The sequence below is a fragment of the Natronohydrobacter thiooxidans genome (genome assembly GCF_001884735.1).
Lineage (GTDB): Bacteria > Pseudomonadota > Alphaproteobacteria > Rhodobacterales > Rhodobacteraceae > Roseinatronobacter > Roseinatronobacter thiooxidans_A.
Genome location: NZ_MJAP01000034.1, coordinates 550694 through 566873, shown reverse-complemented (window position 1 = coordinate 566873; position 16180 = coordinate 550694). Strand labels below are relative to the sequence as shown.

Sequence of the window (16180 nt, the reverse complement as noted above, 5' to 3'; positions counted from 1 at the left end):
CTTCCCGATCAGCCTGCGCCCCAGCCCGCATTCGCGATCCCGGACGTCATCTTGCCCGAAATACTCTCACTGAGTGGCCACGGGCCGCAAGGCCCTTCCCCCCGTCAACAGCGCGAGCGGCGCAGCCTACCCAAGCTGGTCGAAATACACCCTAGCGCTTGCGTTTCAGCTTCTTCTTCGCCTTGGCCGTTCCGGCCCGCGATTTCCCGACCGCGCGGCGCACCGGCCCCTTGCGTCTGCGCCCATGGCTACGCGCAGGCGCTTCGCCCTCGACTTCCAGCAGTTCCAGCGCGATCCCGCCTGTGACCGGTTCCGCCTCGGCGAGTTTCACCTTGACCCGCTGCCCCAGCCCGATGCGAAAGCCGGTCTTTTCCCCCTCCAGCACCTGCGCCTCGGGGTCATGGCGGAAATACTCATCGCCAATCGCGCGGATCGGCACCAGACCATCCGCGCCGGTCTCATCGAGCTTCACGAACACCCCGAACCGCGCCACGCCGGACACGCGGCCGGTAAATTCTGCCCCCACCCGGTCGGCCAGATAGGCCGCCAGATAGCGATCCGCCGTGTCGCGCTCGGCGGCCATCGAGCGGCGCTCGGCCTCGGAAATCGCCTTGGCGGTGTCCTCCAGATGCTCGATATCCCAAGGCGAAAGCCCGTCATCGCCCCAGCGATGCGCCGAAATCAGCCCGCGATGCACGATCAGATCGGCATAGCGCCGGATCGGCGAGGTAAAATGCGCATATTCGCCCAAGGCCAGACCAAAATGGCCGAAATTCTGCGGCGCGTAATAGGCCTGTGTCATCGAACGTAGCGTGGCCATATTGATCAGCTCGTCAAACTCGGTGCCTTCGGCCTGCTTCAACAACTGGTTGAAATGCCGCGTCATCAGCACCTGCCCCTTGGCCAGCGCGAAACCCGATTCCCGCGCCAGCTCGCGCAGCGCGTCCATCTTTTCGGGGCTGGGCTCCTCGTGCACGCGGTAGAGCAGAGCAGAACCCTTCTCGCGCAGCGTCTCGGCAGCGGCGACATTCGCGAGCACCATGAATTCCTCGACCAGCCGATGCGCGTCAAACCGTTCCTTGAAGGCGACCGAGGTCACGCGCCCCTCATCCGACAGCACGATCTGCCGCTCCGGCAGGTCCAGATCCAAGGGTTGGCGGCGCGCGCGCGCCTTGCTCAGCGCGCGGTAGGCCGCGAACAGATCCGCCAGCACCTGCGCGAAAGGCGCGGTCACCTCATCCAGCCTGCCCGCATCCGCCGCCTGCGCCTGTTCATAGGTCAGCGAGGCTTTGGAAGTCATCATCGCCCGGCAAAACTCATGGCTGCGCTTGCTGCCATCTTCCGCAATGACCATGCGCAAGGCGATGCAGGGCCGGTCAACCCCTTCATGCAGCGAACACAGATCCCCCGACAGGATATCGGGCAGCATCGGCACCACGCGGTCCGGGAAATAAGTGGAATTGCCGCGCCGGCGCGCTTCACGGTCCAGTTCGGAATTCGGGCGTACATAAGCCGCCACATCGGCAATCGCGACCCAGAGGATAAAGCCACCGGGGTTTTCAGGGTCGGTATCGGCCTCGGCATAGATCGCGTCGTCGTGGTCGCGCGCGTCCCAGGGGTCAATCGTCATCAGGGGCAGCGCGCGCAGATCACGACGGCCTTTCTCGGACACCGGCCCCGCCTTGTCGGCCTCGGCGATCACCACATCCGGGAATTCGTCGCGGATCCCATGCTGATGAATCGCAATCAGCGACACCGCCTTGGGCGCGGTCGGATCGCCCAGCCGTTCGATGACCTTGGCGCGCAAGGGGCCGAAACGCGACTTGCCGACCGGTTCGGCATGGACCAATTCGCCATCCACCGCATCGCCAGTCTCAGCGACCTGCCAGATCTTGTCCGCTCCCTTGTCGATGGGCACGATCCGCCCGCCCTGCGCTTCCTTGCGGAAAATCCCCAGAATGCGCGAGGGATTGGCCCCGAGCTTGCGGATGATCCGCGCCTGATAGTCGTAATCCGGGCCGCGAATGGCATCGAGTTTCGCCAGAATCCGGTCGCCTTGCCCCAGCGCCGGATCGCCCGCCTGGCTGACGATCAGCACGACCGGCGCCGCGCCATCGCCGCGCCATTCCACCGGGCGCGCGAAAAGATCGCCCTCGGCATCGGGGGCCAGCACATCCAGCACCGTCACCGGCGGCAGCTTCCCACCCGCGCTGCTGCGCCGGGGCTTGAGCGTACCATCGACCTCCAACTCGCGCAGCATCGCTTTCAGGTCGATCTTCAGGCTGCCCTTGATCCCGAAAGCCTGCGCGATCTCGCGCCGCGTCGCACCGGGGTTTTCCGCGATCCAGTCGCGCAACTGATCCAGCGAGGGAAGCTGTTTCATCGCCGAAATCCTGACGGGGCTTGGTGGAGGAGGCGTGACAGGGGCGGGCCGGAAAGAATGCTCATCATGCCCGGCCCCTAGCACGCCAAGGACATATCGTCACGGCAAATCCCGCAGCATGTCGCGATGCGCAATCCCGGCATCCAGATATTCCGGCCCGATGGCCCGAAAGCCGAGCTTCTCGTAAAACCCGATGGCATGGGTCTGCGCACCCAGCTTCGCCTGCGTCACGCCCGGCTGGTCGCGCAAGACCTGCAAGGCCGCCTCGATCAGCGCCACCCCGACACCCTGGCCGCGATAGGCATCCAGCACGCAGACACGACCGATCTTGCCAAGATCTCCCGCCAGCAAAATCCGCGCACAGCCAATGGCTTCGCCACCTTTCTTTGCAAGGAGATGCAGCGCATCACCGTCGCGCCCATCGACTTCCTCGACCTCGGGCACCTGCTGTTCCTCGATGAACACGCGCCGCCGCAGCGCATGACAGAGTGCCAGATCCTCGGTCAGACCAACCTCAAGGCTCATGCGAAATAACCCCGTAGAATGCGTGAATATACTGCCTTAAGTGCATGAATATCCGCCACTTCTGCATATTCATCGACCTGATGCATCGACCGGCCCACCAGCCCGAATTCCACCACCGGGCAATGGTTCTTGACGAAACGCGCATCCGATGTGCCGCCCGAGGTGGACAGGACCGGCGTCACGCCCGTCTCCTGCGCGACCGCCTGCGCCACCAGATCGACCAGCGGGCCGGGCGGGGTCAGGAAACTCTCGCCCGAGATGCTCACATCAAGATCAAGCCGCACACCACTGTTTTTGCTATATTTATCAGCCAATGCCTGCGCCCATTCCGTCAGCGACGCGCCGGAATGCAGATCATTGAAGCGGATATTGAACATCGCCCGCGCACTGGCCGGGATCACATTCGAGGCCGGATTGCCCACATCAATCGTGGTCAGCGCCAGCGTCGAGGCGTCGAAATGCTCGGAGCCCTGATCAAGCTCATGCAGCGCCAGTGCGTTCAGAAACCCCACCAGCACCGGCAGCGGGTTCTTCGCGCGATGCGGATAGGCCGCATGGCCCTGCACCCCGGTCGCGGTGACCGTCACAGTCATGGAGCCGCGCCGCCCGATCTTGATCATCTCGCCCATGACATCGGGGCATGTCGGCTCGCCCACCAGACAGACCGACATCGCCTCGCCCGCGCCCGCCATCCAGTCCAGCAGCGCCACAGTCCCGTCCTGTCCCGGCCCTTCCTCATCGCCGGTGATGGTCAGGATCACCGCGCCATCGGGCGGTGTCTCCTGCACGAAATCCACCGCCGCCGCGACAAAAGCCGCCACGCCCGATTTCATGTCACAGGCCCCGCGCCCCCAGATGCGGCCCTCGGCGATCTCGGCCCCGAAAGGTGCGCGTGTCCAGTCATCCGGGTTGCCCAAAGGCACCACATCGGTATGTCCATTGAAGCCGAATGTCCGCGCATGGCCCTTGGCGCCCCAGCGCGCGAACAGATTGGGCGTGCCGTTGCGGTCCACCCGCGTGCAGGCAAAGCCCGCATCCGACAGGACGCGCTCCAGCAGGACCAGAGCGCCGCCGTCTTCCGGGGTGATCGACGGGCAGCGGATCAGTTCGGCGGTCAGCGCAACCGGGTCAATCGCTGTCATCATCACTGAACCATGTCTTTTGCGCCACGATTACCGCATTCTCGGCCAGCGCGCGGGCCATCAATTCGCGTTCCTCTTCGGGGATCGTATCCCCGGCGGCAAGGCGTTCCTCCAGCGTGCCGTAGCTCGTCACATCCAGCGGCGCGAGCCCGGCGGTTTTCAGCACCGCCACGGATTCGCGCACCGCCTCGGCCTCGTCCACGCCGGTCGCATAGAGAAGCAGCCCCGCCCCGGTCGCGCCTTTGGGCAAACCATCATCCGGGCTGCGGCCCAGTTCCACCAGCAGCGTATAGACCTGCTGCGCGCGTTTTTCGGCTTTCGCGGTGTTTTCAGGGGGTTTCGGCGATCTGGGCATGGCTCTGTCCTTTCGCCCCGTCCTGTCAGGAAAGCCGCGCCAAGGCAAGCCCCGCCATCCGCTGCCCCCATTCGGCATAAAGCGCAGGCCCCGGATGCAGCCCGTCCCGCGCGAGCCACGCCATGTCAGGCGCAAGATCGAATGGCACATGGCACGCCCCGGCTTGCGCGCAAACCCCGCGCAGCACGGCATCCAGCCGGGTCGCGCGCCCGTGCAGATAGCCGCGCAGCGGGTCGGGCAGGGCCGTGAAACCGCCAAAGGGCGGCACGGCAGAGGCAAGGATATGCTGCACGCCATGCCGCGCGCGCAGATCCGCCATCAGCGCCGCCTGTTGCCGCGCGAAACGATGCGCAGAGGTCTGGCGCAGCACATCATTCACGCCAAGCGCCAGCACGGCGATGTCGAACGCCCCCGCCCCGTGCAGCATCCGGCGCGCCCGTGCTGTGGTCGCGCCGGAGCGCGCGATGACCTGCCACTGCACCGGGACGACGGGCGCAAGATGGCGCAGCATCTGCCCCACCAGCGCCTGATCCTGATGCGCGACCCCGACCCCCGCGCCCGAGGAATCGCCCAGGATCAGCAGCCGCAGCCCCGGCCCCTGCCCGATCTGACCTTCGCGCGGCCCAGCCGCCTCTGGCAGCCGTTCGGTGCGCGCGATGAAACGCAGGGCCTGCGCAAGATAAAGCGGCGAAAGGGCGAGGTCGGCAAGGCGCATGGCCCTGAGATAGCCCCTGCCATCCCCTCTGTCACCCCGCAGGGCTGTCGGATTTGGCCCCAAGAGACCGCTGCCCAACGCCCCACCGCAGCGGGAGTCCCGCCCGGCACCGCCGGGCAGCGCCTGCCTGCCCCCCGGCAGGCGCTTCAAACGTTGCGAACGGGCGCGACGTTGCGACCTCATTGACGCCCCTCCAGACCTCCCCGCAGCGCATAAGCGCCTACCCAGGCAGGCGCTGCCCTCATCTCTGTCGCGGAGCGGGGTTATACAGAGGTCGTGGCAAGCCTCTCGCGGGCAAGGGCGTACCAGAACCAACGCGGGAGCGCTCCCCGCGCAAAAGAAGCTTGCGCGCGATCTGGGCGTTTCAAATGCCCCTGCCATCCCCTCTGTCACCCCGCAGGGCTGGCACCGGACGCGACCTTTCGCTATGACTGCGGCCAAACCCTACCGGAAGGCGTGCCATGCCCCATACGATTGCCGAGATTGCCCGCGCGCTGGGTCTGAGCGCCGAAGGCGCGCTGGACCTGACGATCACCCATGCCGCCGAGCCCGCCAGTGCCGGGCCCGACGCGCTGGCCATGGCCACGACTCCGAAATATGCCGCCGGGCTGGCGCAGGGTCAGGCCCGCGCGGCGATGGTCTGGGCGGGTGCGGATTGGCGCGCGATGGGGCTTCAGGCCGCGATTTTCGCGCCGCGCCCGCGCTGGGCAATGGCGGGTATCTGCGAGATGCTCGATCCGGGCTATGATTTCGGTGGCGGCGTCCATCCGCAGGCTTTCATCCACCCCAGCGCCGAAATCGGCGCCGACGCGCAGATCGGCCCTTTCACCAGCATCGGCCCGCGCACGAAGATCGGCCCCGGCGCGCGGATCGCGGCGAATGTGACCGTGGCCGAGGATGTGGTGATCGGCGCGGATGTGATCTTGCATGCCGGCGCCCGGATCGGGGCGCGCTGCGTCATCGGCGATCGCTATATCGGTCAGCCGAATTCGGTCGTGGGCGGCTGCGGTTTTTCCTTCGTCACGCCGGAACCCTCGGGCGCGGAAGATGTGCGCGCCACGCTCTCGGGCGAGCGCTTGCTCAGGGCGCAGAAATGGCACCGCATTCAGTCTCTGGGCGCAGTGCGGATCGGCGATGATGTGGAACTGGGCGCAAACAGCTCCATCGACCGGGGCACGATCCGCGACACGGTGATCGGCTCGGGCACCAAGATCGATTCGGTCTGCCAGATCGGCCATAATGTGCAGATGGGCGAAGATTGCATGATGTGCGGCATGGCAGGTGTCGCAGGGTCGGCGCGGATCGGCAATCGCGTGCTGCTCGCGGGCAAGGTCGCGGTGAATGACAATATCTTCATCGGCGATGATGTGATCGTGGGCGGCGCAAGCCGGGTCTATACCAATGTGCCTGCGGGCCGCACTGTGCTGGGCGATCCGGCGACCAAGCTGGAAACCCAGCTTGAAATCCGCAAGGTGCTGCGCCGCCTGCCGCGTCTGAGCGCGCATGTCGCGGCCCTGCAAGAGGCCGTTTTCGGCAAGCAATCCGTGAAAGACAAGGACTGAGCCTTGCCCGGCGCAAGCGGAACGTTACTTCCGCCGCAAACGCGCGAAACCGGGGGCGGCAGATGGATGGTGCGAGGATGAGCGAGACGAGTTTCACCCCGGACGCGGCCCATAAGCGCGATTTCCGCGATGCTCTGGGGCGCTTCGCCACCGGCGTGACCGTGATCACGACACGCACCGAGACCGGGCCCATCGGGATCACGGCGAACAGTTTCGCGGCCCTTTCGCTCGATCCGGCGCTGGTGATGTGGGCGCCGGGCAAATTCTCGCGCCGTTTTGATGCCTTCGCCGAGGCCGAGCATTTCGCTATTCATGTTCTGGCCGAGGATCAACTGGCACTTGCGCGGCATTTCGCCGCCAATGGCGGCGATTTCGACCTGCCCGAGATCTGCGAGGGCGCGGGCGGCGTGCCATTGCTGCCCGACTGCCTCGCCCGCTTCGAATGCCAGCGCCACGCGGTCTATCCGGGCGGGGATCATGTGATCGTCGTCGGGCGGGTGACGCGGGTCAGCACGCGCAGGGGCGCGGGCTTGAGTTTCTTCTCCGGCCATTATGGCGCCATCGACGCAGGCTGAGGCCGCGCGCACGCTCCGAAAACCGCCAGAGGGGGCGGAAGCCGCCCGCCCCCCCCCGCAGCCCTGCAAGCCCGCCTCAGAAGGCCGGTTGCGTCTGACGGCGACGTTGCAGCAAGATCACCCCGAAGAGCAGTAGCAATGCCGGAATGTAGAACAACTGTTCCGGCATCCGGTCAGCGGGGCGCAGGACATACTGCAATTCGACCTGCTGGCGGCCATAGAAATCATACCCGCCAAGCGCCCGCTGGAAGGGCGAGCCGAACATCGGCTCATCCAGCACCATCCGGTCATCCTCTGGCATCAGGAACAGCCCAGTATCGGCCAGCCGCTGCGCCCCCGGCGTGTCATCCACATCCAGCACCAGCGTGGTGCTGCGCATCTGGCCCGTGGCGAAATCGGGGCCCCGAATCTCCAGACGCAACTGGTCGCCCGGCGCGGCCGCACTCAACACCTCCTCGAAACTGGTGCCTGCCATGCGCTCGAATTCAGGCTGGATACGGTCAAGCCAGAAATTCGGCACAAAGAGCGTGAAAGCCACCAGCAGCAGCGCCACGGATTCGTGGAGTTTCGAGCGCGCGAGGAAATAGCCCTGCGTCGCCGCCGCGAAAAGCAGCATCGCGAATGTGGCGATGAAGAAGATCAGCACCGCCTGCAACACCCCGGCAGTGGTGCCAAGATCGACGCCATAGAGGATCAGTGTCGGATTGTAGATGAACAGGAAGGGCAGCGCGAGGGTGCGCAGGCTGTAGAAGAAGGCCTGAAAGCCGGTCTTGATCGGATCGCCCCCCGAGACCGCCGAGGCCGCGAAACTCGCAAGCCCCACAGGCGGCGTCACATCGGCCATAAGCCCGAAATAGAACACGAATAGATGCGCGGCAATCAGCGGCACCAGCAGCCCTTCCTGCGCACCAAGGCTGACCACCACCGATGCCATCAGCGACGAGACCACGATGTAATTCGCCGTTGTGGGCAGGCCAAGACCAAGCACCAGCGAGAAGAGCCCCACCAGCAGCAGCATCAGGAAAAGATTGCCGAAGGCCAGCAGCTCGACCAGCCCCGCCAGTTCGGTGCCGATGGGCGTGCGCGTCACAGTGGCCACGATCACACCTGCCGCACCAGTGGCCACTGCAATCCCGATCATGTTGCGCGCGCCGGTGATCATCCCGTCAACCAGATCCCCGACGCCGCGGCGCAATTCGCCGATGATATTGCCCTCGCCGCGCATCAGCGCCTTGATCGGGCGTTGGGTCAGGATGATGAACAGCATCACCAGCACAGCGAAATAGGCCGATTTCGCGGGCGACTGGCGCTCGACCATCAGGAACCAGACCAGAACCACAATGGGCAGGATGAAATGCAGCCCCGTGGGCACGACCTCGCGCATGACCGGAAGCACGATCTTCTTGTTATTCGGGTCATCGAGTTCCAGTTCCGGACGGCCAGAGGCGACCCAGAGACAGGCAAGATAGATACCCAGCAACGCGATCAGGATCACCGGCCCGGAAATCGCAGGCGCGACATCGCGCAGAAAACCGATTGCCGCAATCACCCCGTAGAACGCGGCACCCGCGACAACAAAGCCGATCGCGGTCTTGAGCAGCATCTGCAAGAGGCTCGCACCCTGCCCCAGCGCCGGGATGCCGTTCTTCAGCGCCTCCAGATGCACGATATAAATCAGCGCGATATAGCTGATCACGGCCGGGATGAAAGCGTGCTTGATCACCTCAAGATAGGAGATGCCGACAAATTCAACCATCAGAAAGGCCGCAGCGCCCATCACCGGCGGCATGATCTGACCATTGACGGACGAAGAGACCTCGACCGCACCCGCTTTCTCGCTGGTGAAGCCCACACGCTTCATCAACGGGATGGTGAAGGTGCCGGTCGTCACCACATTGGCGATGGAAGAGCCCGAGATCAGCCCCGTCGCGCCAGAGCCCACGACCGCCGCCTTGGCTGGACCGCCGCGCAGATGCCCAAGCCCGGCAAAGGCCATCTTGATGAAGTAATTGCCCGCGCCCGCCTTGTCGAGCAGCGCGCCGAAGAGGACGAACAGGAACACGAAAGCGGTCGAGACGCCCAGCGGGATGCCGAACACCCCCTCGGTCGAGAGCCATTGCGTGTTGATGATCGCTTCAAAATTGCGGCCCTGATGGGCGATCAGATCTGGAATCAGCCAGCCCTGCCCGAAATAGCTATAGGCTAGGAAAATCCCGCCAACGATGGTCAGGGCCGGACCAAGCGCGCGGCGCGAGGCTTCCAGAAGCAGCACCAGCCCGATGGTGCCGACAATGATCTGCTGCTGGGTGGGCAGGCCCGAGCGCGCAGTAGACGAGAGTTCGCGCGCGAACCAGAAGATGTAGAAGGCACAGCCCGCCGCCAGCACCGCGAGGATCCAGTCATACCAGGGGATGTAGCGGCGCGGCGAGGTCTTGAAGGCGGGATAGGCCAGAAAGGCCAGAAACAGCGCGAAAGTCAGGTGCATGGGCCGCGTCATGTCGGAACCGATGACCCGGACAAAAGGAATATGCTGCGCCCATTGGAATTGCAGATCGGCAATCCAGATCTGGAAGGCCGACCAGGCAAAGGCCACCACCGCGATCAACAGGGCAACCGCGCGGTTGCTGGGGTCGCGCCCACCCGAATCAGCGCTTGCCACCAGATCCTGCAGTTCTTCATCCGTGAACTGGCGCCCCTCCGGCTGGTTTTGCGCAGAAGACATGCGGCGATCCCCCGTCTCGATCAATATGTGTCAGGAATGCAGATGCGCACCGGCCAGCGGCGCGGAAAGGCGCGGCGCATCGCTGCGCCGCGCGGATCAGTCTCAGTCCATCAGACCGGCTTCGCGGAAATACCGCTCTGCGCCCGGATGCAGCGGGGCCGAGAGGCCGTCGCTGACCATCTCTGCCGCATCAAGCGTTCCCAGCGCCGGATGCAGCGCGCGGAACTGGTCCAGATTCTCGAAGATCGCCTTGGTCACCTCGTAACCCACGTCCTCGCTCACTGCGTCCGAGCTGACAAAGGTCGCGCCGACACCGAATGTCGTGACATCCTCGGCCGTGCCGCGATACATGCCGCCCGGAATGGTCGCCATCCGGTAATAGGGCCGCTCCTCGACCAGAGCGCGGATCGCGTCATTATCGACATTCACCAGCACCGTGTCACAGGCGGTCGTGGCTTCCTGAATCGCCCCCGAGGGGTGGCCTACCGTATAGACGATTGCGTCCACATTGTTGTCGCACAGCGCCAGCGACTGCTCCGCGGGCGGCAATTCGGTGGCTTGCGCGAATGTGTCGACCGTCCAGCCCATCGCTTCCATCACGACATCCATCGTGCCGCGCTGCCCGGAACCGGGATTGCCGATATTGACGCGCTTGCCCGCCAGATCATCGAAACTGGTGATCCCGCTATCGGCGCGGGCCACCACGGTGAAGGGTTCGGCATGCAGCGAGAAGACAGCGCGCAGCCCCTCGAAAGCCCCGGTTTCCTCGAATTGCGAGGTGCCGTTATAGGCGTGATACTGCCAGTCCGACTGCGCCACGCCGAATTCCAGCTCGCCCGAGCGGATCGCGTTGATGTTGAAGATCGACCCGCCCGTGGATTCCACGCCGCAGCGGATACCGTGCTCGGCCCGGTCGCGATTGACCAGACGACAGATCGCGCCGCCTGCCGGGTAATAGACACCCGTGACGCCGCCGGTGCCGATCGAGATGAACGTCTCCTGCGCCAGCGCGGTCGTCCCCAGCATCAGGGCTGCGCCCATAATCCCGGTTGCAAATGATTTTCTCATGAGATCCTCCATGTATTGCACTGTTCATACGTGACAGCTTTTCGCGGTTTTTCCGGGCCTTGCCTCTATCGCGCAGGCGCGGAAACCCCATGGCTCAAATGGACTGCGACGAAAGCCCGGAGTCAAGCCTCAAAGCGGTTTGAGATCTCTGCCATATGTAAATATATGATTTTCCTTAATTCTTTTGTATGATCGACTGCGCGGAGCGGCATATGCCCGCCCCGTACCCCCGCCGGGCCAGAACTCGGACAGGCGCGACGCTTTGGCAGGTGCCGCCAGCGGCGCTCGCGCCGTCACAGCGGCAGGCGGTTTTCGGCGATTCCCACGAACCAGGAACAGCCATAGGGCATGATGTCATCGTTGAAATCATATTCCGGGTGGTGCAGCCCCGGCCCCTCGCCCGCACCAAGCACGATATAGGCGCCGGGCCGCTCTTCCAGCATATAGGCGAAATCCTCGCCGCCCATGTTGTAACCCGCCTCAAGGCACTGGCCCGACACGTCCAGCGCGATCTGCCGGGCGATACCGGTCTGATGCGCGTGGTTGACCATGACCGGATAGCCCTCCAGAAACTCGATCTCGGCCTCGGCCCCGAAAGCGCGGGCCGTGCCGGTCGTGATCGCGCGCAACCGTTCCGCCGCCAGCGCCCGCAGCCCCGCGTCATGGGTGCGGATCGTGCCGCGCAAAGCGGCGCGCTGCGCGATGACATTGAACGCCTCGCTATCCGTGCGCATGCCACAGACCGACAGCACGATATTCTGCGTCGGATCGGCATTGCGGCTCGCCACCGATTGCAGCGCCAGAATCACATGGCTGGCCACAAGGGTCGGATCGCAGGTCATATGCGGCTTCGCGGCATGCCCGCCCTTGCCCTCGATGGTGATGCGGAACTCGTCACAAGCGGCATAAAACGCGCCCGCGCGGATGTTGAACTCGCCCAGCGGATGACCGGGGCGGTTATGCATGGCATAGACCTCGGCAATGCCGAACCGCGCCATCAGCCCGGTGTCGCACATCACCTTGGCCCCGGCCCCGGCTTCCTCGGCGGGCTGGAAGATCAGCGCGACCGTGCCGTTGAAATTGCGCGTCTCGGCCAGATATTGCGCAGCGCCCAGCAGCATCGTCGTGTGCCCGTCATGGCCACAGGCATGCATCTTGCCGTGACGGGTCGAGGCATAGGGCTTGCCCGTCGCCTCATGGATCGGCAGCGCATCCATATCCGCGCGCAGCCCGATCACCCGACCCGAATCGCGCGCCCGCCCATGAATCAGCGCCACGACCCCGGTGACAGCAATCCCCTCATGCACCGCGTCACAGCCAAAGCCGCGCAGTTTCTCGGCGACAATGCCCGCCGTGCGGTGACAGTCAAAGCCAAGTTCGGGATGGGCGTGAAAATCGCGCCGCCATTCGGTCAGGTCTGGCATCATCTCGGCAAAGCGGTTGCGAACGGGCATGGTTTTCCTGTGGGCTTGGGTCACCGGCCCAAGCTAGACCCATGCTGCAGGCGCGGCAAGGGGCGGCTCAATCCTCGAACAGCTCGGATTGCCCGATCTGGCCCTCATCCTCGTCCTCCGAGGGATCCTCCGGCGCCTTGCCGGGCATGGGCCGGCTGTCCAGCAGCCCCGCTTCGCGCAATTCCTTCAACCCCGGCAGATCGCGCGCCGATTCCAGCCCGAAATGATCGAGGAACCCCTCGGTCACGACAAAAGTAACCGGCCGTCCCGGAGTCATCCGCCGCCGCCCCAGCCGGATCCAGTCCATTTCCAGAAGCTGGTCAATCGTGCCCCGCGACACCGCCACACCGCGGATTTCCTCGATCTCGGCGCGCGTGACCGGCTGATGATAGGCGATGATCGCCAGCGTCTCGATGGCCGCGCGCGACAGTTTACGGGTCTCGACCCGCTCCGCCTGCATCAGCCAGCCCAGATCGGGGGCGGTGCGCAGCGCATAGCCATCCCCCACACGCATCAGCACCACCCCGCGCCCGGCATAGCGCGAGCGCAGATGGCCAAGCGCCTCAGCCGCGTCACAGCCTTCGGGCAGACGCGCAGAGATCTGCGCCAGCGTCAGCGGTTCGGCGCAGGCAAACAGCAGCGCCTCGATCATGCGTTCCTGTTCGGCCATGGGCGGCGCGGGGAACAGGCTGGGCGCGGCGGGGCTCTGATCGTCGGGCATGGCGCTCAGGAACCGGATTTCGGGCGCAGATGCAAGGGGCCAAAAGTGCCCGACTGGCGCAGCTCGATCTGCCCCTGTTTCGCCAGTTCCAGCGTCGCCGCAAAGGTCGAGGCAATGGCCGAGCGCTGCCGCTGCGGGGCGCCGCGCCAGCCTTCGGGCAGCCATGTCTGCAGGCTGGTCCAGTCGCTCATGCCGGGCAGCAGCGCCGAGAGACGCGCAAGCGCGGCCTCATAGGGGTAGATGTCAGAGCGGTCAAACGCATAGGGGCGGAACTCGTCGCGGGTGCGCAGCCTTGCATAGGCGCGCATCAGATCAATCAGGCTGGCATCAAACAGCGTCTTGCGGGTGACGGCCACAGCCTCGGGCGCCCCCCGCGCGAAGAAATCGCGCCCCTTCTGGTCGCGCCCCATCAGCCGCGCAGCGGCCTCGCGCATGGCCTGCAGCCGTTCAAGCTGCCAGGCCAGATGCGCGGCAAGTTCGGCGCCCGTCGGCCCCTCCTCGCTCGGATCAGGCGGTAGCAGCAGGCGCGATTTCAGAAAGGCCAGCCAGGCCGCCATGACCAGATAATCCGCCGCCAGTTCGATCCGAAGCGCGCGGGCGCGCTCGATGAAGCCCAGATATTGCTCGGCCAGATCCAAGACCGAGATCCGCCGCAGATCGACCTTCTGGCTGCGCGAGAGTGTCAGCAGCAGATCGAGCGGGCCCTCATAGCCCTCGACATCGACAATCAGCGCCTCGGCCTCGCGCCGGGTCGCCACTGGATCGGGCTGGTCCCAGTCATCTGTCATATGCCGTGCCTTTTCTGCCGGGCGCAGGATAGCGCGCAAGGGCCGGACCTGTCCAGCAGGGGCCGCAGGCGCGCGCTCCCCCCTTCAGGCCCGCAGTCAGGGCGGGCCGGGCCGGATGTCAGCGCAGATCCGGCGGTGTCGCTTCCACGGCCAGCGCCTCGATCAGCGCATCCAGCGCCTGGGTCTGCGTCCGCTGTTCCCCCAGCCGCCGCACCGAAACCGTGCGCTCTTCCACTTCCCGCGCGCCGATGGCCAGAATGACCGGCACCTTGCCCAGCGAATGCTCGCGCACCTTGTAATTGATCTTCTCGTTGCGCAGATCCAGCTCGGCGCGGATCCCCGCCGCCTGCAGACCCGCCAGCACCTCGCGGCAATAGTCATCGGCATCCGACACGATAGAGGCCACAACCACCTGACGCGGGGCCAGCCAGAAAGGCAGCTTGCCCGCATGTTCCTCGATCAGGATCCCGATAAAACGCTCGAAACTGCCCAGCACCGCGCGATGCAGCATCACGGGGCGGTGTTTCGCGCCATCCTGCCCGATATAGGTGGCCTCCAGCCGCTCCGGCAGATTCGGGTCCACCTGCAAGGTGCCGCATTGCCAGTCGCGCCCGATGGCATCGGTCAGCACGAATTCCAGCTTCGGGCCATAGAACGCGCCTTCACCGGGGAAGAGTTCATACTCATGGCCCGCAGCCTTGCAGGCATTGCCAAGCGCGGCCTCTACCCGGTCCCAGCTTTCATCACTGCCGATACGTTTCTCGGGGCGGGTCGAAAGCTTGATACGCCAATTGTCAAACCCCAGATCCGCATAGATCCCCGACAGGAAATCGATGAATTTCTTCGATTCCGCCTCGATCTGATCCTCGGTGCAGAAAATATGCGCATCATCCTGCGTAAAGCCACGCACCCGCATGATCCCGTGCAGCGCGCCTGACGGTTCATAGCGGTTGCACGAGCCAAACTCGGCCATGCGCAGCGGCAGATCGCGATAGGATTTCAGGCCGTGGTTGAACACCTGCACATGGCAGGGGCAGTTCATCGGCTTCAGGGCATTGATCGTCTTCGTTTTGGCATGATCTTCCTCGACCTCGACGATGAACATATTCTCCTGATAATTGTCCCAATGCCCGGACGCTTCCCAAAGCTTGCGGCTGACCACCTGCGGCGTGTTCACCTCGACATAGCCATCGGCGCGCTGCTTGCGACGCATGTAATCCTGCAGCACCGTGTAGATATTCCAGCCATTCGGGTGCCAGAAAATCTGCCCCGGCGCTTCTTCCTGCATATGGAAGAGATCCATCTCGCGCCCCAGCTTGCGATGGTCGCGCTTTGCCGCTTCCTCCAGCATCGTCAGATGCGCTTTCAGATCGTTGCGATTCTTGAAGGCGACACCATAGATCCGCTGCAATTGCGGCCGCGTGCTGTCGCCCAGCCAATAGGCGCCTGCAATCGACATCAGCTTGAAAGCATCGACCGGCACCTGACCCGTGTTCTGCAGATGTGGACCCCGGCACAGATCCTGCCAATGCCCGTGCCAGTACATCCGCAGATCCTCTCCCTCGGGGATGCGGTTGATCAACTCGATCTTGAACGGCTCGCCTGCAGCCTCGTAATGCGCAATCGCCCGCGCCCGGTCCCAGACCTCGGTTGTCACCGGCTCGCGCGCCTCGATGATCTGGCGCATCTTCGCCTCGATCAGCGCCAGATCCTCGGGCACGAACGGCTCCGCGCGGTCGAAATCATAGAACCAGCCCTTGTCGCGCACCGGGCCGATGGTGACTTTCACATCCGGCCAGATTTCCTGCACCGCGCGCGCCATGATATGCGCCAGATCATGCCGGATCAGCTCCAGCGCCTGCGCATCATCCTGCATCGTATGGATCGCGATGGCGGCATCTTCCAGGATCGGCCATTGCAGGTCAAAATGCGCGCCATCCACACTGGCGGAAATCGCTTTCTTCGCCAGCGAGGGCGCGATGCTCTCGGCGATTTGTGCAGGCGTCACACCCGCCTCATAGTCGCGCTTATTGCCATCGGGGAATGTCAGGGAAATCTGGGCCATTGGCCGGTCCTCGTCGTTTTGGCGCCCACGGAACGCCCGGTTGCGGGTTATGTCGGGCACAGTCATTCGCGGGGCGCGGAACGAAAGTCAAGCCGGGGGCGTTGA

At 64.6% G+C, this 16180-nt stretch carries 13 protein-coding genes; 2 read left to right on the top strand and 11 right to left on the bottom strand.

Annotated elements, in window-relative coordinates; all coding sequences use genetic code 11:
• Positions 1–151: 151 nt before the first annotated feature.
• The 5 genes from rnr to BG457_RS20355 form a co-directional block, all read right to left on the bottom strand.
• Positions 152–2383: a ribonuclease R gene (gene rnr / locus BG457_RS17390; RefSeq protein WP_071798913.1), complete on the bottom strand. Its 2232-nt coding sequence runs from the start codon at positions 2381–2383 to the stop codon at positions 152–154.
• A 99-nt stretch (positions 2384–2482) separates the two neighbouring features.
• Positions 2483–2908, bottom strand: coding sequence for a GNAT family N-acetyltransferase (locus tag BG457_RS17385; protein ID WP_071798911.1), 426 nt, complete (start codon positions 2906–2908; stop codon positions 2483–2485).
• Positions 2905–4050 carry a succinyl-diaminopimelate desuccinylase gene (gene dapE, locus BG457_RS17380; RefSeq protein WP_071799286.1) on the bottom strand — a complete coding sequence of 382 codons (1146 nt, stop codon included), beginning with the start codon at positions 4048–4050 and terminating at the stop codon, positions 2905–2907. The genes BG457_RS17385 and dapE overlap by 4 nt, the downstream gene beginning before the upstream one ends.
• Entirely contained in the window at positions 4037–4405 is a 369-nt protein-coding gene (locus BG457_RS17375) for a hypothetical protein (protein WP_071798909.1), read from the bottom strand. The genes dapE and BG457_RS17375 overlap by 14 nt, the downstream gene beginning before the upstream one ends.
• Positions 4406–4430: 25 nt before the next feature.
• Positions 4431–5120: an SGNH/GDSL hydrolase family protein gene (locus BG457_RS20355; RefSeq protein ID WP_071798907.1), complete on the bottom strand. Its 690-nt coding sequence runs from the start codon at positions 5118–5120 to the stop codon at positions 4431–4433.
• Between the two features lie 461 nt (positions 5121–5581).
• Here BG457_RS20355 and BG457_RS17365 point away from each other — a divergent pair, with 461 nt between their 5' ends.
• Both BG457_RS17365 and BG457_RS17360 read left to right on the top strand, forming a co-directional pair.
• Positions 5582–6682 carry a UDP-3-O-(3-hydroxymyristoyl)glucosamine N-acyltransferase gene (locus tag BG457_RS17365; RefSeq protein WP_071798905.1) on the top strand — a complete coding sequence of 367 codons (1101 nt, stop codon included), beginning with the start codon at positions 5582–5584 and terminating at the stop codon, positions 6680–6682.
• A 77-nt stretch (positions 6683–6759) separates the two neighbouring features.
• Positions 6760–7257 (top strand): flavin reductase family protein, encoded by a 498-nt coding sequence (locus BG457_RS17360; RefSeq protein WP_071799285.1) that lies wholly within the window; start codon positions 6760–6762, stop codon positions 7255–7257.
• Between the two features lie 76 nt (positions 7258–7333).
• Here the strand turns inward: BG457_RS17360 and BG457_RS17355 are convergent, their stop codons facing one another.
• From BG457_RS17355 to thrS, 6 genes are all read right to left on the bottom strand, one after another.
• Positions 7334–9979, bottom strand: coding sequence for a TRAP transporter permease (locus BG457_RS17355; protein WP_071798904.1), 2646 nt, complete (start codon positions 9977–9979; stop codon positions 7334–7336).
• Positions 9980–10081: 102 nt separating this feature from the next.
• Positions 10082–11047, bottom strand: a complete 966-nt coding sequence (locus BG457_RS17350) for a TAXI family TRAP transporter solute-binding subunit (protein WP_071799284.1) — start codon at positions 11045–11047, stop codon at positions 10082–10084.
• Between the two features lie 293 nt (positions 11048–11340).
• A complete protein-coding gene (locus BG457_RS17345) occupies positions 11341–12501 on the bottom strand; it encodes a M20 aminoacylase family protein (protein ID WP_071798902.1) in 1161 nt (386 codons plus the stop codon).
• Positions 12502–12568: 67 nt separating this feature from the next.
• Positions 12569–13222 carry an SMC-Scp complex subunit ScpB gene (gene scpB / locus BG457_RS17340; RefSeq protein WP_071798900.1) on the bottom strand — a complete coding sequence of 218 codons (654 nt, stop codon included), beginning with the start codon at positions 13220–13222 and terminating at the stop codon, positions 12569–12571.
• A 5-nt stretch (positions 13223–13227) separates the two neighbouring features.
• Entirely contained in the window at positions 13228–14010 is a 783-nt protein-coding gene (locus tag BG457_RS17335) for a segregation and condensation protein A (protein WP_071798898.1), read from the bottom strand.
• 118 nt (positions 14011–14128) lie between these two features.
• The gene (gene thrS, locus BG457_RS17330) at positions 14129–16075 is read right to left on the bottom strand and encodes a threonine--tRNA ligase (protein ID WP_071799283.1); all 1947 of its coding nucleotides are present in this window, start codon (positions 16073–16075) and stop codon (positions 14129–14131) included.
• Positions 16076–16180 lie beyond the last annotated feature (105 nt).